This window comes from Pseudoalteromonas sp. 3J6 (assembly GCF_903995135.1).
GTDB lineage: Bacteria > Pseudomonadota > Gammaproteobacteria > Enterobacterales > Alteromonadaceae > Pseudoalteromonas.
Genome location: NZ_LR877185.1, coordinates 2,356,618 through 2,374,907, shown reverse-complemented (window position 1 = coordinate 2,374,907; position 18,290 = coordinate 2,356,618). Strand labels below are relative to the sequence as shown.

Sequence of the window (18,290 nt, the reverse complement as noted above, 5' to 3'; positions counted from 1 at the left end):
CATTATAAAATGTCGTGCATAGAAATTTAACGGATTGAACTTATGGATTTTTCTCAAAGTCGTGCTAAAGGTAATTGTGCCATTAGCTGTAATAACTGCAGTATTAGCCAGTTATGTTTACCATTTTCTTTAAATGGCCAAGAAATGGATAAACTTGATGAGATCATTGAGCGAAAAAAACCATTACACAAAGGTGACTACTTATTTGAATCGGGCGCGCCTTTAAATGCAATTTTTGCGGTTCGTTCGGGTTCGTTTAAATCGTATACATTGTCTGAGCAAGGCGATGAACAAATTACAGGCTTTCATTTAGCTGGCGACCTTGTTGGATTTGATGCCATTAATAAAATGCAGCACCAAAGCTTTTCTCAAGCACTAGAAACCTCAATGGTATGTGAAATCCCCTTTGATACCCTTGATGAACTCGCTGGTAAGTTGCCTAAGCTACGCCAACAAATTATGCGCTTAATGAGTAGTGAAATAACCTACGATCAAGAAATGCTGCTATTACTCAATAAGAAGTCTGCCGAAGAGCGTCTAGCGAGTTTTATTTATAATTTATCAGAGCGTTTTGGTGAACGTGGTTTTTCACGTAAAGAATTTAGATTTACCATGACCCGCGGTGAAATTGGCAACTACCTTGGTTTAACTGTTGAAACTATTAGCCGTTTATTGAGCCGTTTTCAAAAAGCAGATTTAATCAAAGTAGAAGGTAAGTTTATTACTATTTTAGATAATGACGCGCTTGCAAAAACAGCTGCTATTATAAAACCCCGTTAATAATAGTTTCTCATTTTAAAATTAATCCCCCCTAAATCAGAGCGTAATTATTGCAATTATGCTCTATCTCTACTAACACTTTGAGTAGAGGTATTAACCATTCACTTTTAAGAGTCGATGAAGATAATTACTTATCTAGCTCATTTTCTAACATAAAAGCAACTACGTCCTATTACACTCTTATATAGAAGAACAATCTTATGCCTTATTCTTTATTTCTATTTATCACTCTTTCTTTAAGTATTTTATTTAGTAGTCAAGTATCAAGCTCTATGATCCCCGATGATGGAATTGATGACTCACAAGCACTAAAAGACTTGATTTTAAACACTGCAGAAAACTCTGAGCTTAAAATAGACAAACCAGGAGTTTACGATATATGTTCAGCTATTATCGTCAGAAACCTTAGTAACATTACTATCACCGCTAATGCTGGCGTTATACTAAAAAAGTGTGACCAATTTGAAGGAGAATATATTTTATCCTTTTATAATTCACGCTTCATAGAAATTAATGGTTTTATTTTTAGAGGGTTAACGACAGACAAAATTAATTATGTTTGGGGTGAGCAAGGTATCCTTTTTGCAGGCTCCGAAGATATTTCAATTAAACATAATCACTTTTATGATTTTGGTGATGCGGCTATAAGAGCAACATCTTCACATTTATCATCCCATGATGCGAATATAAATTCTTTCAGAATTGATATTCGTAATAATTACTTTGAAAATGTCACACAAGTAACAACTACTCACCCGTGGAATAATAACTATGGAGGTACGCATGATATTACAGTTGAAGATAATATTTTTGAGGGATTGAAGGGATCATTGAAATTTGCAACGGTTAAACCTGTATCAAAGGCTCTAGTAAGATATAACACTTTCAAAAACACCAAAGGCACTGCTATAGAAATTACTTATTATTCTAACGTAAAAATTATTGCTAATACCTTTATAGACAGTGATAAGTTTATCCTCAATGCTTACCCAAATAAACCAAGAAGTGTAACGGAGCCTTTTAATTGGGGAAATATTTATTTTACTCACAACACTATTTTACGTTCTAAGGGAGGCATTAGAATACAGTCAGATGTAACCGGCGAGCTAATAGATGATAAATACGTAAGAAGCATTTATATCAATAACAATCATTTTATTAACGTTGATATGACCGTTTATCCTGAAAAAAAATATTGGTATCTTATTAACTTATTCAGTAGAGGTGGAAAGAGTTATCTGTTTTCTACCATTAAAGATAACGTTTATAACTTACTACCTGAAGTGGGCTTTGTGAAAAAAATGAGTGGATTCACTGTAGAAGATAACACTTTAATAAAACCTGAGAATAATTAAATCTTTATAAAGCCCTACATGCTTTTATTCAAGATAAAGAGTTTTAAAATTAGAGAAACTTTATTTCTTGATATAGAACAATAATCTTAGTGCTACCCCCTTTAACTGTTGTGTATTTGCGTTACACTAAATGTATAACTGTTAAGTGAATGGAGTAGCACAATGGAAACGATTAAACGTATTATCGCGGTTATTGATCCAACTAAAGACGATCAAAATGCCCTCGCGCGTTCAATAGATTTAGCCAAAAAATCGGGTGCAAGCATTACCGCCTTTATGACGGTTTACGATTTCTCTTACGAAATGACTACTATGCTATCAGGCGATGAACGTGAAGCAATGCGTCAAGCCGTCCTTAAAGATCGTGAGCTATGGCTTAAAGAGCTGATCTCTCCTTATCAAAATATAAATATAGATACGCAAGTTATTTGGCATAATCGCCCATACGAGGCAATAATTAATACCGTTATCAATGATAAATACGACTTGGTTATCAAAGGTACGCATCAACATGGCGCACTAAAAGCGGTTATTTTTACTCCTACAGACTGGCATTTAGTTAGAAAATGCCCAACGCCCGTTCTATTTGTTAAAGATATGCAATGGCCAGCACAAGGTAATATTTTAGCTGCTGTGAATGCAGTCAGTGAAAATGAGCAGCACCTATCACTTAATAAACGCATAATTAAAGATGCACAATTTTTATGTGAACTGGCTAATGCTAAACTTAACTTAGTCAATGCTTACCCTGCTACACCGGTAAATATTGCCATAGAAATTCCTGAGTTTAACCCCGGGCTTTACAACGAATCAGTTAAAAAACATCACATTGAATCAACCAATGAATTAGCTAATGAGTTTAACCTAACCTCTGATCAATGCTTTATTGAAGAGGGATTGCCAGAAGATGTGATACCGGATGTTGCAAATCGTTTAAATAGTGAGTTAGTGGTTATTGGCACTGTGGGACGTACCGGCTTAAGTGCTGCATTAGTGGGTAACACCGCTGAGCATGTTATTGACAGCCTCGATTGTGATGTACTTGCATTGAAACCTGATGGCTATGTTAGTCCACTCGCAGAAAGTTAACGTTTGCTGTAGCTGTGATATTACATATGGCATATAATACGCCCCTTTATTTTTAGCAATTAATTTTGCCGTACTGTTTATAAGGGGGCGTAGTGTCTCATTCTGCTCAAGCCAAAGCTCAACACAACTTAAATAAGCTTCAAAAGCGTTTACGTCGCCTCACAGGTCAAGCTGTCATGGATTTTAACATGATAGAAGAAGGTGATCGTATCATGGTGTGCTTATCTGGCGGAAAAGACAGTTACACTATGCTCGATATGCTGCAACATTTACAGCGTGTTGCCCCTATCAAGTTTGATCTTTTTGCGGTTAACCTTGACCAAAAACAACCAGGTTTCCCTGAGCATGTACTGCCTGAATACCTTGATAATTTAAATATTGAATACAAAATTGTCGAAGAAGATACCTACAGTATTGTTACCGATATTATTCCTGAAGGTAAAACAACCTGCTCACTTTGCTCTCGTCTACGCCGTGGTATTTTATATCGTACAGCTAAAGAGCTAGGCGCTACTAAAATCGCATTGGGTCATCACCGCGATGACATGATTGAAACCTTATTTTTAAATATGTTCTATGGCGGCAAACTTAAAAGTATGCCGGCTAAACTAATGAGCGATAATGGTGAACACATGGTTATTCGCCCATTAGCTTATTGTAAAGAAGCCGATATTAGTCAATACGCATTTAATCAAGGCTACCCTATTATTCCGTGTAACTTATGTGGCTCACAAGAAAACTTACAACGTAAGCACACCAAGAACATGCTAGAACAATGGAATAAAGAGCACCCAGGGCGTATAGAAAGTATTTTTACTGCCATGCAAAATGTTGTGCCTTCGCATTTAGCTGATAACCAATTGTTTGATTTTGCTAATCTGCAAACCGGTGACGTTATTGATGGTGGCGATATCGCGTTAGATAAACCAGATATTCCAAAAGCGCCGGTTAATCCTGAACAAGATGAAACAGACCAAGCCGACGTGGTTACCATAAATTTAAGCTAACTTTTAAGGGTTTGCAGTAATGCAAACCCTACACTCTGCTCTATACTGCTACTTACCGGCAGTTAATCCTTGTAAAAACTCTAAACTCTGCAATTCTTGTTTATTCGCCTGATAAGGCAGCTGCTGTAAGCTATCGTAAGCAAAATCTTCAATAGTAAACTCACTCACTTTACTTTGCCCAAAGCTGTTACGCTCACCTGGGCTTGGCGACATACGCTCAATAACAAAGTCGCTCAGTCGTAAGCCATTTGTTTGCTTAGGCAAAACAGACCAATGCGCTTTAAAATCAATTTTTTCGCTGCCCTCATTTAAACGTGCTTTAGCAACTAAATGCGCTAATGGCGAACTACCACTGTATAAGTTAGCTCTTAAGCGATATAAGCCACTTTTTATAACCGTTAAATTAGCAGGCACTATCATATTATCATTACGTGGATACGCGCTATCAAAGCTAGTTAGGGTTGCACTAGGCGGCATATATTGTATTTGTGCCACCACAGGGACCATTTTACCTGCAATGTCGGCCTCAACTAATAATTGTAAATTACGAGGATAGTCTTCCTCACCTTTAAACGTAATTGCTAGCTTATTGTCACGAGCAACACCGCTATGTGTTTTTAACGGCTGTTTGGTATCCGTATCACTGAGTGTTACCTGTGCTTTACCTAAATTTTGTGCGCTTATGGTTAATTCAATTGCTTGCGGATAGACATAGCGATATTGAGATAAACTTAAGGTTAACTCCCCCCCTTGCTCTCCTACAGGGCTAGTAACCGGAAAAAACTGATTTGGCTTAAGCCGGTCTTCATCATATACCGTTAAAGGTTGCGAATAAGGTGGAAATGCTAAGCTTTGCTGATATTGCTGCGCGACTGCCGATGCTGCTTTTGCTATATCTTCATTAAACTCATGCTGCTCTTTAGGCATGTTTTTTATGCTCGGTTTAACATCTAGTACCTTAGGTTTTGCTGGCATAGCTACAAATTCAGGTGTTTTTTTATGCTCTTTAGCTGTTGTTTGCGAAGCTGAATAACTAGCATTGCCTTTACCTAAAAACCACATCAAGCCGGTAACTATTATTACTAAAACAATAACGTAGGATTTTTTCATTGTTATTTATCCTATAAATACTAGGGTCTGTTGACCTTTAAAGGTTAAATTTGCAGCAGTCTGTTTGGTATTTAGGCAAGGCAGAGCCTATGTGGTGTGGTTATTCCCCATAAATAGGCGATAACGCAGCATCAATACCAAACAGGCGCAGCCCTTCGGGTTCTGCCTAGGGGCGATTTACTCTTTGTTTCTCGGTTTTTACCTATTCTTACATGGATGTAAGCCAGTAGAATAACGCAGGAGCAGTTATCGAGCCCACTAGGTTACAAACCTCGCGCCGCGATTAAACCACCCCTAGTTTGAACAAATTGTAATCCGCAAAGGTCAACAGACCCTAGCAGTTAATCACTTTTAGAACGTAAACCTGATACTATTTGCATTAAGCTTTTTTGGCTAAAAATAAATAACTGCATAAAGCGAATTGGTATCAAAAGCGTGCAGCATATAAAGCCGCACGCACAATCACCTTTATGGGATCACATTATAGATGAGCGTTGAAGCACTCAAATTATCAGAGTCTTTTACATAACGGTATTGTTTTTTCCAAAACCAACTACCGGTAGTTTCATCGACAGTTTCATACCCTAATGTATCGCCAGCCACGCTAATATTATTCATTGCCACCGTTACATTGCCTTGGTGCTGCGCTTGTTGAATTTCGTTATGGCTGTAACTGTTAGTCATCATTAATGGATAATGGTATGGCATGAAGCTACTAACAGCATCACCTTGTGAAGTTAAACGCCCATTGGTGTCAATATTGGTACTACAACTACCAAATGAGCTTACCGAGCTTGCGCCACATGATGAGTGAGTAGCGACTACCGAATCATCGTTACCACGTAAAAAGCCAGCCGTTAAACCTAAGTAAGCATTACCATCGGCCACAAAACGTAAACGCGGAGTGCGCGCATCAGGTAATGGCGCAATTCTACGTGCATTGTTAACTTTTAAATCATGCAATACACCAACCGCCTCATTAACTTCACTGCCTAGCCACCAAGTTAATGCAGCATCTACAGCAAAATTCCATGATGCACCGGTTAACGCACTCACGGCTAAATCGGCTAATTCACTGCCGCCACCAGCACCTGCTAAATCAAAGGTAGCAATAATATTAAGCGGTTTTAAACCCGCGTTTTCTAGCCAGTTTTCTTGGTTATCTATAATATATCGGGCAACTAAGTCACCGGTAGAGTGGGTTACAAACACGCAGCCTGGCTCGCATAAATTTGAGCGAGAGATCTGTTGCAGCTTGGGCCATACCCAATCTGTAGTAATTTTTCCTTCTATTCGTTCATACGCAGGCCAGTCAATGCGCACGTCGGCACGGTTTACCCAATAAGACTGCCAATAACTTTGGCCATCGTTTACTACATCACTACCTGCTTTATTGATAAGTTGGGATACTTGCAAACCATGAATTAAAACTACTTTATACTCTTTACTCATCGCAGAAAAACTCATTAAGAGCCCTATTGCTGCTGCAAATAAAGTCGCGCGTTTAAAAATGTGTGTGTTGTTCATATTAATCCTTAACTGATTGAATATTTTTATTATGCTTAGCTTGTTACACGCTGTTGTCAGTGCATGGTAAAAGCAGTGCATTGACCAGTATTGGGAACAAATTTAAAAAATGCAACATTTTGTTATCATTTTCACCGTTAAAGCTAAATATTTGCGTTAAAATACGACAAAAACGCCAAACTATTGTGTTAAACAAAATAGCTTTATCCCCTTCTTAAGCAGTATCAATAAACTTTCTTTTAACTGTGGTTAACTATTAAACAACACTACTTTTTATTGATGTAATAGCGTAAGTTAATTACACACGATGAAAATCAAGGAATTAAAATGATAAAAAAAATAATTTTTGGCAGTGTTTTATTTACTGCAATTTCAGCGCCTAGTTTTGCTAGTAGTATTAACACCCAACTTGAACAAGCAACACAAAGTGTGAGTGAAAAAGTCATTACATGGCGTCGCCATTTGCATCAATATCCAGAGCTGAGTAATCGCGAATTTGAAACCGCTAAGTACATTACTAACCATTTAAAATCTTTGGGTCTTGAAGTACAAACCGATGTTGCGCATACCGGTGTTGTGGCTAAATTAAGCGGTGGTAAAAAAGGCCCTTTAATCGCCCTTCGTGCCGATATGGATGCTTTACCCGTTACCGAACAAGTTGATTTACCCTTTGCCTCTAAACAAACCTCAACCTATCGTGGTAATGAAGTAGGCGTTATGCATGCCTGCGGGCACGACACTCATGTTGCTATTCTAATGGCCGTAGCAGAGTCACTGGTAAAAATTAAAGATCAGTTAGCGGGTGACGTACTGTTTGTATTTCAACCGGCTGAAGAAGGTGCCCCCGAAGGAGAAGAAGGAGGCGCAGAGCTAATGCTAAAAGAAGGTTTATTTAAACAAAAACCTGAAGCGGTGTTTGGCTTGCATGTCACCAGCTCACTTAATACTGGTCAAATTGGCTTTAGAGAAGGGCCTCTAATGGCCAGTGAAGACTCTTTCACAATTAACGTAACGGGTCGTCAAACTCATGGCTCGCGCCCTTGGAATGGCGTAGATCCCATTGTTGCTTCATCACAAATTATAATGGCAACTCAAACAATTGCCTCTCGCCAGGTAGATGTAACTAAAGCGCCTTCTGTGATTTCGTTTGGCGCGATTAACGGCGGCATACGCTCAAATATTATCCCCGATAATGTAGAGCTTATTGGTACAATTAGAACCTTTGATCAAACGATGCGTGCCGATATTAAAAAACGTTTAGCTAAAACCGCTGAACTGGTTGCCGAATCCGCGGGGGCTAAAGCTGATGTGCATATAGATCATGGTTACCCTGTAACAGTAAATAATGTTGCACTGACTCAAAAAATGACCCCTACGCTTGCCCGTATTGCTGGCGCTGACAACATTATTACCACAGATTTGATTACCGGTGCAGAAGACTTTAGTTATTATGCGCTAGAAACCCCTGGGCTGTTTTACTTTTTAGGCGTCACTCCAAAAGATCAAAACGCTAAAACAGCGCCAAGTAATCATTCACCTCAGTTTTATGTTGACGAAAGCGCATTACAACTTGGCGTAGAATCATTATCTCAACTGGTCGTTGACTACTTACAATAACAACCCAGTATAACAAGCACAGGGCTAATAACCTGTGCTTATGTTATAGAGAGTGTTATTCAGCTAATATAAATCCCCAATCGCTTATCTTTAATATCTAATATAAATCCTTAACTTGGTAAGGACACCTCAATGACGGCAGAGTATTTTAATTTTTTAAGCCTTATTGGCGTGGCATTCTTTGCAATTTCAGGTGCATTATTAGGCCACGACAAAGATATTGGTGGATTTGGTGTTGTCGTTGTTGGCTCAGTCACCGCGTTAGGCGGTGGCACGCTCAGAGATATTCTTCTTAATCAACCTGTATTTTGGATAGCCAACCCCGATTATTTATATGCCACCTATGGCGCTATTTTTGTCACCGTTATGTTTATTCGCCACTTGCCCGACCTGTCTAACTATTACATGTTACTGGTTGATGCCATCGGTATGGCTATTTTTAATGTGGTCGGCATTGAAAAAGCATTAATTGAAGGTACAACCATGGTGGTTGCGCTTACAATGGGAATGACGACGGGTATATTTGGCGGCTTAATACGTGATGTGATCTGTAGAGAAGTACCGCTGGTGATGCGCGAAGAGCTATACTCCACCGCGTGCTTTGCAGGAGGCTTAACCTATGCCACACTATTTTTATTAGAAGCTCCTTATTTATGGTGCATTATAGGTTCATTATTGGTAACCGTCTTTCTAAGATTGGGCGCACTGCATTTTGGCTGGCAACCCAACCTATTTAGAAAACGAACCCCAAAAATAAGAGATTAGTATAAGTATGGCTTTACACTAATCGCTCATACAAGCCTGACGCCCGTGATACACTTTTACCCATGGCCAATTGCAGCACTTTTTTATCTGCCACCAGCTCAAAGGTCTGTTTTGCGCGGGTAATTCCCGTGTACACTAATTGCCTATTAATACCGATACTCGCCTGCTTGAGCGGTGGTAACACCATCGCGGTATAACTAAACTCTGAGCCTTGCGATTTATGAATGGTCATTACATACACTTTATCGTGCACCGGAAGCCGTGCGGGTGAAAATGCCCGTTCATTCCCTTGCTCATCAATAAACAGTGCCTTGAGTTGGCCGCTATCATCGGGCATTAAAATCCCTATATCACCGTTAAATAATTTTAGCTGGTAGTCGTTTTGACTAACCATTATCGGCATCCCTATATAATGCCGCTGATTAGGATTAACGCTAATTAAACCTTGCTGCTGTAATACCCGTTCAATACGCTGGTTTAAACTATTAACACCATAATCGCCTTCACGTACCGCAGCAAGTAACTGATAACTGGCAAAAGCTGCATGCACTTTCGCAACACTGGCACCTTGCGCTATCAGGGTTAGGTAATTAGCATAATGACTTGCGGCACTATTTACTAACTTTTCAATCGGTGTGGAAACAAAATCATAGTCTAAAATAATATCGCTAAAATGCCCTTCGCTGCTTTGTTGTTCAACGTAATTTAATATTCCTCGGTTGTTGGTATTTACAGCCAGCGCCAATTGACCTATGCCACTTTTTGCATCAAACCGATAGCTATGTTGTAAAAAGGCAATGCAGTCAGCAAGTTTAAACTCACTTTGACTTTGCGCATTTAGTTTAACAGCGCCATTAAAGCACAGCGTGTTCAATTGCTCACAGCGTACTTTTGAATAACGCGGTGTTTGTCCAAGCACTAACCCTTGGCATAAATCACTCATTACACTGCCAGTATCAACCGAAGCAAGTTGGTCTTTATCGCCAAGTAAAATCAATCGAGCATGATCTGGCAAGGCCTCAATTAGTTTAGCCATAAGTGATAAGTCGACCATGCTGGCCTCATCAATAATCAATACATCAACATGCAACGGATTGCTTTTATCGTGTCGGAATTTATTGGTAAATGGCTTAACTCCCAACAGACGATGAATGGTTTGCGCACTTTGCGGGATCAACGCGTTAATATCAGCCGGTATTTCACTAAGCTTATTTTTAGCCCCTAAAATTGACTCTGTTAGCCGTGCCGCTGCTTTACCTGTGGGTGCTACTAATTTTATGCTCAATGGCGCCGCTTTATATAACGATTGTAAAATCGCTAACAGCTTTGTTACCGTGGTGGTTTTACCGGTGCCAGGCCCGCCCGTGATCACACTAAACCCTTTTGTGGCGGCAATCGCACACGCTACTTTTTGCCAATCAATGTCAATACTCGGATCATCAGGAAAGTAGCGGGTTAATAACTGAGCAAGTACTGCATCATCAATGTTAAGTTGTCGTTCGCTCATTGTCAGTAATCGTTGGGCAAGGGTTTGTTCATAGCCTGCTAAACGAGAAAAATATAATCGTTGATTAAACAATTGCAGCGGCTTTTGCTCCCCAACACTGTGATGTGAGAGTAAATAACGTATTGCTGCCTCAGTCGTAAAGTCATTACTAAATGGGCTGAGAGTGTCAGGCTGCGTGCCTTCTAGTTTAGTAAAGTCGCTTTGACGTAAATTAAACGGATTAGTCCAATCAACCTCTGTTAGGGTTAAACAGCTATGCTGGCTTTGTTGCGATAAACACAGCATTAAAATTATATAAAAGAGGTCGTCATACCCTTGCTGTGCGTTTGTGCCACTGAGTAATTCAGCCAGTTTTACATCAACCACACGCACTCTATGTTCGTCCGTTAAATACGTTAGCAACGGCACGACTTTAATACTGTCGCTGCCCTGCATCGTTGGCTGTGCTGTTGTGAGCACAGGTTCGTCTATAGGGGCATCATCTAAGTCATCAAACAAACCCGGTTGTTGATTTAAATCACTCATAGCATGGCTCCTTGGCTAAACAAGCCATCTAAAATAACGACTTGATCTGCACTTAGCTGTTTAAAGTACACTCCCTCACCTGCTGGCATACCGCGTAAAAAAGTATAATAAACACCGCCTAAATGCGCCTCTATTGAATAATCGGGAATTCGCTGTTTAAGCAAGCGATGCAGCGCTACGGTATAAATTAAATACTGTAAATGATATTGGTGACTGGTCATTGCTTGCTCTAGCTGCTCAGACACATAATCGGCAGCGGTACTGCCCAAATAATTCGATTTATAATCTAAAATATAATACTTGCCTTGGTAGCAAAAAATTAAATCAATAAAGCCTTTTAGTAACCCTTTAACATGGGCAAACTCAAGTTTACTTTGGTTAAAACCAAAATGTTTAATTAACACTTCATTAAGCTTAGGGGCACTGAGGCTGCTAAGCGGTAAATTAAACTCCATTTCTACTAAACAGTCACTTGGCGCTAATTGGCTCAAACTTAAATTATTCTTGCTGTTTAACGGGCAATTAAGTGCATCGAGTACCCATTGCTCGGTAATTTGCTGCCATTGCTCATCGATATGGTACTTTTCAAAAGCACGTTCAATCACAGCCGTTAAGTTTTGCTCGGCATTCGTGGGATGATTTACCGGACTGGTAAAATCAAGCTGCTCAAATATTTCGTGCAAACAACTCCCTGGTTTTGCACCCTTAGGAAAGCTATACGGTGAAGGAAGTTCATCTTGCTGCACGGCAAACTCATCTTTTTGATGATCTTCATCGCTGCGCCCTGGAGCAAGTTGATCAGCATGCTTTTTAAAGCTCAAGGCACTAAAGCTAGTTGCTCGCCAGTCACGTTCAATCTGCGCCGTTACTGTATTAATAAGTAAATCGTGCTGTTTAGTGTCACTATTTTTTAACCGAAGTATGCCCTGCTCATGTAATTCGCCTGAGGTAAATTGCTGGTATTGCATAGCATGATTAGCCTCACAAAATTCACTTAAATGGGTGCGCCATACTTGGCTACTGCTTATCTCTAATCCTGAGAATAACACATGCCCCAGCGCACTACTTTGAATTGCTAAACGGCTACTTTGCCCTTGAGAAATGTTATACACGCCCAGCGAACAAAAATGCACTGCTCGGGTCAGTGCCACATAAAGCAAACGTAAGTCTTCTGCTAAACGTTCTTGTTCGGCTTTTTGCAAGGCGTCTTCGTCTTTACTTAAATCGTAAATCAACTTGCCATTTTGATGATAAAGCGCGTCTTTAGTTTCACGATAACCACTGGCAAATGGCATAAATACCAATGGGTATTCAAGCCCTTTAGAAGCGTGCATAGTCACAATTTTAACTAAGTTCGCATCACTTTCTAAGCGAACTTGCACTGTTTCGCCATCTTGCTGGCTCACCTTTTGCGCAAACCAACGTAATAAACGAAGTGTCCCTTCAAGCTCTATTTGTTTTTGCTGCAGTATTTCGCCAAGATGTCTAAAGTCGGTAAGCCACCGCTCTACGTTATAGCCCAAGCCTTGCCACTTGGCACTGAGCTGATTGTGACTCAGTAAGCGTTCGAGCATTGCCATTGCCCCTTGCTTATGCCAAATATGGCTAAGTTGAGCAAAAAAGTTTAGGTGTTCTTGCCAGCTATTTTCATCATCGGCTAGAGCAAAAATATCGTTATAGCTTAAACAAAATAACGGGCCAGCTAATACACCGCGTAGTAACGCCTCATCGTACTGACCATGCAAAGCCGTTAAAAAATTGAGCAAGTGATGACTTAACTCTTGGCTAAATACACTGTCGCGCGACAAATACACACTGGCAATATTAGCTTTACTCAGCGCTTGCTTCATTATTTGTGCTTCAACGCGGTCGCGCACCAAAATACAAATATCAGCAGCGCTTACCGGCGTACTGCCAATACAGGCTATTCCTTGGTTTGCCTGCTCAAGTAAAGTAACAATTTTATTGGTAAAATGGGTGGCTAAATGAGCTTGCCCTACGCCTTTACTGGTCGGCTTATTTTTTTCATCGCCGGCTTCATCTACAAACACATTAAACTCAAACGCGGTGGCAGGTTTACCGTCAATTAAAAACGACTCATCTGCTTTTTTTCCTTTCGCTTTCACTTTATTAAATGGAATGGCGTCGTTATAAATAAAGCTGTTTTCGTATTTGCTAAATAAGCTATTTACGCTACTTACAATATCACTGCTTGAGCGAAAGTTAGTGCCCAATGTAAATTGTTGTGGCTCATCTACCGCTTCTTTTGCGCCAATGTAGGTAAATATATCTGCGCCCCTAAACCCATAAATTGCTTGTTTGGGATCGCCTATCATAGCTAAAGTGGTATTGCTTTGAGCATAAATTTTACTAAAAATCCCGTACTGAATCGGGTCAGTATCCTGAAACTCATCTATCATTGCCACCGGAAATAACTGCGCTATTTTTTGTGCGAGCACATCACCTTGTTCACTCTTTAAGGCACTGTGTAAATTAGTCAGTAAATCGTCAGGGGTGATCACGCTTTGTTCTTGTTTGCGTTTAACTATGGCCGCTTTTACCCAGCTCGCCGCATATTGCACTATCGCAATTTTTAGCCCTTGGTTGATGGTGTTGTTAAGTGCGGCTAAGGCATCGAATTGGCTAATAAGTGGATGCGTCAGTAATGTGCCATTTTTTTTATAATTAGCGGTATTACTTAAGTTCTCGCTACTCCACACCTCAAACGAATACTTACTGGTACCAAATTCAAAAAAGTCATCATTGCCTAAGCAAAATGCTTCAAGTGCAGCAAGACTCCCCTTTCGCCCAGGTGTTTTTGAGCCACTTAAATCGGATGCTTTAACAGCACCAATAAACTCTTGCTCTAGGCAGGCTTTTTTAAAGGCTGGAACACGCGCCAAGTATTCATCTCGCGCTTGCCATACCGCATCTAAACTAACTTGCGGTGTTATCTCTGCGTTCGCCTTATTTAAAATACTACTTACATGACTAAATAGTGATTCGGGCGCAGCAAATACCGCTAAAATCGCATCTGTTCTTTCTTTACTGAGTGGGTATACAAACGCGCGCCAAAAGTCTTTTATGGTTTCAAGCAGAATATCACGCTCATCTAAAATGAACTCTAAGTTAAATGCCACACCGGATTCAAACGCATGCTGCTTTAACATTCGCTGACAAAAACCATGAATGGTAAAAATAGCTGCTTCGTCCATTGATTTAGCTGCAGCATCGAGTAAGTCAAATGCACGGTGCTTGTCATCAACGCCTGCTATTACACCCTCAATTAGCTCATCATTAGGTACTTGCCCCAGTAATGCATCACGCGCAGCAATAATACGGCTACGAACACGGTCTTTAATTTCTTGCGTGGCGGCATCGGTAAAGGTGACTACCAAAATTTGCTCAACACTCAATGGCGTATTCAGCTCACCAGATATTTGCATGCCCAATAAATAGCGCAAATACAAACCCGTGATCGTGTAGGTTTTACCTGTGCCAGCACTGGCTTCAATTAAGCTTTGCCCTGATAATGGCATAGTGAGTGGATTAAGCGCTTGCATAGTCACTCTCCTTGGCGTGCTCAAATAATGGAGCGAGTAGCTTATCGCTCCAATGTATAAATTCGTCTTGGCAGTCATTAAGTGATTGCACCGTTAAACGAATATAAGGGTTTTCCCCCTCGCCTCGGCCAATATACTGTGGACTAAATTTACTGTTGGCTTTTGCCATATCACCACCGCTTTTCACGTATTCATAACCACTTACCGGAAAAAACGCCACGGGCTTGTTGCGTAATGCTTTATAAAGCTCAAACCAATCTGCAAGCAGTAAATCGGCATCGGCTTTACTCATTGGGGCAAAGCTTATTTGCTTATCTAAACCCAGCAATAAGGTTTCAATCTCTTGTTGCATGCTTTGTGCAGCAAGGTGATAAATAAAGCCTTTAATTAAATCTTTAGCTTTAATACTGGCACTGCGATAAAACACTTGTTTTTGCATATACACATGGTTTAACCAGCCTTCAATGGTGGTGTTTTCAAGTGACAGTAATACTTCTATCGGTTCGCTTTTACCCGCTTTTATTTGTTGTTTTACTTGCCCTGCAAGCGCATCAACGCGATGTTGCATGCTTTCATAAATTAAGCTACCAACATGAGCTTGCGGCAACTCACCGCGCTGCAGTATTTGTTCGGTACTTAGTGGGATATCGTTAATATTAGCTTCAAGTATTTCATCAAGGTAAAAATAACGGCGTAGCGCATCTAAGCTAAACGGTTCTTCATCTTTGGCTATGTCGTTAAATTGCGGCAAACGTAACCCTAAGCTTTGCTGATAAAAGCTCTCTTGGGCATGGCACACACTGCGAATAAACACATCAAGATCAAGTAGCTCTGGAGGCGTTACATCAAGCGTAGTAATTGCTTTTGGCTCAATGGCCTCGCTAGGCAGCCAAATTGGGTTATAGCTGTGGTTGTTAAGCCCTGCCTGTTCAGCGCTAGCTGGCAGATAATACTGACTATTAAAAGGTTGTAAATGTTGTTGGCTAATAAGACAATCTGGCAAGGATTTATCACTGGGTTCGCTAAGTTTGAAGCTGCGACCTATGTATTCTAACAATTCACTGACAAGCGTTGATGGCATGCGCGGCTGGTTGTCAAAACATGATCGGCCAATGTAGCTCATATATAAATTATCTCGGGCACTGAGAAGTGCTTCTAAAAAGAGGTAACGGTCATCGAGTTTTCGTGAACGATCACCTTTTTGCTTTTTAGAGTAAGGTACTAAGTCAAAACCGATAGGCTGCACGGTACGTGGGTAATCGGCATCGTTCAAGCCTAACATACACACTACCTTAAACGGCACGGCGCGCATTGGCATTAACGTACAAAAATTCACTTGCCCCACTAAAAAACGTTGGCCGACACCTTTTTCTTGTATGCCTTGTTTAATTAAATAGCTAACAATGCGCTGCGACACGGCCTCACTGTAATCACCATTATCATGATGTTTACCAATGTCTTCGAGTACTTTTTGCAGTACTAATAAATCCCAACTGTCGTCACTTTCGCTCTCATAAATAGTATTGAGCAGCTCATTTAAAATTTGGGCTTTATTGGTGAGTGTGTCATCGGGGGTGAGCTTAGCTTTAAAGTCTTGCAGCACATCAATAAAATGTACCAGCTTATTGAGTGTATCGAGCGCCATGCCCTCAACCTCATCGGCACTGTAAATACCATTAAATGGGCACTGTTCATCGCGCATGGCAATACCCAGTAGTAAACGGTTTAAGCCATGCTGCCAAGTGTTAAGCTCAATTGCGGGTAAGTCAAAGGTACTTTTATGTTCAGCGTTTACGCCCCATTTAACGCCAACACGCTCCAACCAATACTGAATTTGCTCATATTCATGTGCTTCTAAACCAAATTTTTCAGCAATTTGGGTAACCTGTAATAAATCGAGAATATCCGACACGCCAAAGCGTGAAAACGGTAAATTAGCTAAACTAGCAAACGAACTCAGTACTGGCTTTTCTTGCTCTATGGCTAAATCAGCTAGTGCATAAGGTATGAATCGACTGCCCTGCGCACCGCCAAAAACCGCTTCTATATAAGGGCTGTAGGCACCAACGTCGGGCATCATCACGATGATGTCTTTCGGGGTAAGCGCTGGGTTTTGATTAAACAAATTAAGTAAGTAATCGTGCAAACGCTCTACTTCTCGAAGTGGTGTATGGCAATCACTTAGTGTAATACTTGCATCGTTTGCAGTAATTGGCAGCTTGCCCTCATCGTTAATAAACCATTCTTTGTTGTCGGTGAGCGACTCACCTTTAAAGGCAAGTTGGTAAATTTCACTTTGCACTTGGCCAAGTAGGCTGTCGTCAAATACATCTATAAAGCCATCAATCCAGCGGGCATCAAGCTGCACTAGTTGCTCAAAATAATCGCGGCCGAGTTTACCCCACGACGATAACAGCGGATTACCAATAAAATAGTATTCCTCATCGGGGTTGGTGTGCTTTTTTTGCTGTGCTTCCAGCAGCGGCATTTTTGCGTATTTAGCGTTTATTTTCGCTGCTGTTTTTTCATCAATGATATCGCCCCAGTAATGCTCGCTAGGGTTAAAAAAGAACAAAAACACTTCAGCTTTTTTACTCAAAGCTTCAAACACTTCAAGCTGCGAGCTGGCAATCGCCGATATGCCAAATAAGCTAATGCGTTTTGGTAATAAGGCGCTATCCATGCTCTCAAGTGCACTGAGTAACTGCCCTTGCATATTGGCACGGTGAAATTGGCTTTGCCCTAGCTGTTTGCTTAATTTGACGATACGACGCCATAAATCGGGTTGCCAAGGCGCAATCGTTATATCAACATCATCAAGCTCATCAGTGCCACTATCCCATTTGGCTATCCAATGGGGGCGATACATCAAATATTGGTCGTACACATCGGCTATTTTTTCACATAGAGCAAAGGTTTTTTGGCCGTCAATATCGCCCTTTAAATAGGTTTTAAGCGGTAAGTACAGCGGCTCATTTATGCACTGGGGTAAAATGGCAAATAATTTCCAAGCAAGGTTAGGTTTGTTAAAGGCCGACTCTTTAGGCACATTTGGCAGTAATTGCTGATACAACTGCCAAATAAAACTCGACGGCAGCGGAAAGTCTACCTGTGCAGCTACGCCTAAATTTTCACTTAAACCGATTTTAAGCCACTGCGACATACCCGGCGATTGCACTAACACCACTTCTTTATCAAATGGGCTTTGCAATGGGTTTATTTTTAATAGCTGATGAAACTGCGCTTGCAGGGCTTCCATACGGTTTGATTGAATAATATTGAGCATACGATACCAGCCTTACTTGAGATAAAGCCAGTGTAAGATATTTTCAATTTAAGCGGTAGCGCTAAGGGAGCATTGGCGTTAATAAATCAGCAAGTTAGCCCGCCAATAGATGAACTTTTAAACGCACAGCTTGAACCGCAGTGCGTTTATTATTTAAAT

The 18,290-nt window shown here is 40.5% G+C and carries 11 protein-coding genes; 6 read left to right on the top strand and 5 right to left on the bottom strand.

From position 1 onward, the window contains the following. Positions 1 to 42 precede the first annotated feature (42 nt). From P3J6_RS10675 to ttcA, 4 genes are all read left to right on the top strand, one after another. Positions 43 to 780: an FNR family transcription factor gene (locus P3J6_RS10675; RefSeq protein ID WP_138607043.1), complete on the top strand. Its 738-nt coding sequence runs from the start codon at positions 43 to 45 to the stop codon at positions 778 to 780. 200 nt (positions 781 to 980) lie between these two features. Continuing rightward, on the top strand, positions 981 to 2,135 hold the full coding sequence (locus tag P3J6_RS10670) for a right-handed parallel beta-helix repeat-containing protein (protein ID WP_198522983.1): 1,155 nt from the start codon (positions 981 to 983) through the stop codon (positions 2,133 to 2,135). Positions 2,136 to 2,297: 162 nt separating this feature from the next. Further along, positions 2,298 to 3,224, top strand: coding sequence for a universal stress protein UspE (gene uspE, locus P3J6_RS10665; RefSeq protein WP_138607047.1), 927 nt, complete (start codon positions 2,298 to 2,300; stop codon positions 3,222 to 3,224). Between the two features lie 92 nt (positions 3,225 to 3,316). Beyond that, the gene (gene ttcA, locus P3J6_RS10660) at positions 3,317 to 4,231 is read left to right on the top strand and encodes a tRNA 2-thiocytidine(32) synthetase TtcA (RefSeq protein ID WP_198522982.1); all 915 of its coding nucleotides are present in this window, start codon (positions 3,317 to 3,319) and stop codon (positions 4,229 to 4,231) included. Between the two features lie 48 nt (positions 4,232 to 4,279). Here ttcA and P3J6_RS10655 read toward each other — a convergent pair whose 3' ends face one another. Both P3J6_RS10655 and P3J6_RS10650 read right to left on the bottom strand, forming a co-directional pair. Continuing rightward, the gene (locus tag P3J6_RS10655; RefSeq protein WP_198522981.1) at positions 4,280 to 5,341 is read right to left on the bottom strand and encodes a hypothetical protein; all 1,062 of its coding nucleotides are present in this window, start codon (positions 5,339 to 5,341) and stop codon (positions 4,280 to 4,282) included. A 468-nt stretch (positions 5,342 to 5,809) separates the two neighbouring features. Then, positions 5,810 to 6,868, bottom strand: coding sequence for a hypothetical protein (locus tag P3J6_RS10650; RefSeq protein WP_198522980.1), 1,059 nt, complete (start codon positions 6,866 to 6,868; stop codon positions 5,810 to 5,812). A 327-nt stretch (positions 6,869 to 7,195) separates the two neighbouring features. On the opposite strand from P3J6_RS10650, the gene P3J6_RS10645 reads away from it, so the two are divergent. After that, the gene (locus P3J6_RS10645) at positions 7,196 to 8,485 is read left to right on the top strand and encodes an amidohydrolase (RefSeq protein WP_138596782.1); all 1,290 of its coding nucleotides are present in this window, start codon (positions 7,196 to 7,198) and stop codon (positions 8,483 to 8,485) included. Positions 8,486 to 8,617: 132 nt separating this feature from the next. Continuing rightward, positions 8,618 to 9,250, top strand: coding sequence for a trimeric intracellular cation channel family protein (locus tag P3J6_RS10640; protein ID WP_138609080.1), 633 nt, complete (start codon positions 8,618 to 8,620; stop codon positions 9,248 to 9,250). Between the two features lie 13 nt (positions 9,251 to 9,263). Here the strand turns inward: P3J6_RS10640 and recD are convergent, their stop codons facing one another. Genes recD through recC form a run of 3 tightly spaced genes read right to left on the bottom strand, consistent with a single transcriptional unit; the run spans position 9,264 to position 18,131 of the window. After that, the gene (gene recD / locus P3J6_RS10635; protein ID WP_198522979.1) at positions 9,264 to 11,282 is read right to left on the bottom strand and encodes an exodeoxyribonuclease V subunit alpha; all 2,019 of its coding nucleotides are present in this window, start codon (positions 11,280 to 11,282) and stop codon (positions 9,264 to 9,266) included. Further along, positions 11,279 to 14,845 (bottom strand): exodeoxyribonuclease V subunit beta, encoded by a 3,567-nt coding sequence (gene recB, locus P3J6_RS10630; protein WP_198522978.1) that lies wholly within the window; start codon positions 14,843 to 14,845, stop codon positions 11,279 to 11,281. The genes recD and recB overlap by 4 nt, the downstream gene beginning before the upstream one ends. Then, a complete protein-coding gene (gene recC, locus P3J6_RS10625) occupies positions 14,832 to 18,131 on the bottom strand; it encodes an exodeoxyribonuclease V subunit gamma (RefSeq protein ID WP_198522977.1) in 3,300 nt (1,099 codons plus the stop codon). Before recC ends, recB begins: the two co-directional genes overlap by 14 nt. Positions 18,132 to 18,290: the final 159 nt, after the last annotated feature.

What these genes read in the sequence shown, in the direction of transcription:
- P3J6_RS10675 (WP_138607043.1), top strand. Translation starts at nt 43, where the DNA reads ATGGATTTTTCTCAAAGTCGTGCTAAAGGTAATTGTGCCATTAGCTGT.
- P3J6_RS10670 (WP_198522983.1), top strand. Translation starts at nt 981, where the DNA reads ATGCCTTATTCTTTATTTCTATTTATCACTCTTTCTTTAAGTATTTTA.
- uspE (WP_138607047.1), top strand. Translation starts at nt 2,298, where the DNA reads ATGGAAACGATTAAACGTATTATCGCGGTTATTGATCCAACTAAAGAC.
- P3J6_RS10655 (WP_198522981.1), bottom strand. Translation starts at nt 5,341, where the DNA reads ATGAAAAAATCCTACGTTATTGTTTTAGTAATAATAGTTACCGGCTTG.
- P3J6_RS10650 (WP_198522980.1), bottom strand. Translation starts at nt 6,868, where the DNA reads ATGAACAACACACACATTTTTAAACGCGCGACTTTATTTGCAGCAGCA.
- P3J6_RS10645 (WP_138596782.1), top strand. Translation starts at nt 7,196, where the DNA reads ATGATAAAAAAAATAATTTTTGGCAGTGTTTTATTTACTGCAATTTCA.
- P3J6_RS10640 (WP_138609080.1), top strand. Translation starts at nt 8,618, where the DNA reads ATGACGGCAGAGTATTTTAATTTTTTAAGCCTTATTGGCGTGGCATTC.
- recD (WP_198522979.1), bottom strand. Translation starts at nt 11,282, where the DNA reads ATGAGTGATTTAAATCAACAACCGGGTTTGTTTGATGACTTAGATGAT.
- recB (WP_198522978.1), bottom strand. Translation starts at nt 14,845, where the DNA reads ATGCAAGCGCTTAATCCACTCACTATGCCATTATCAGGGCAAAGCTTA.
- recC (WP_198522977.1), bottom strand. Translation starts at nt 18,131, where the DNA reads ATGCTCAATATTATTCAATCAAACCGTATGGAAGCCCTGCAAGCGCAG.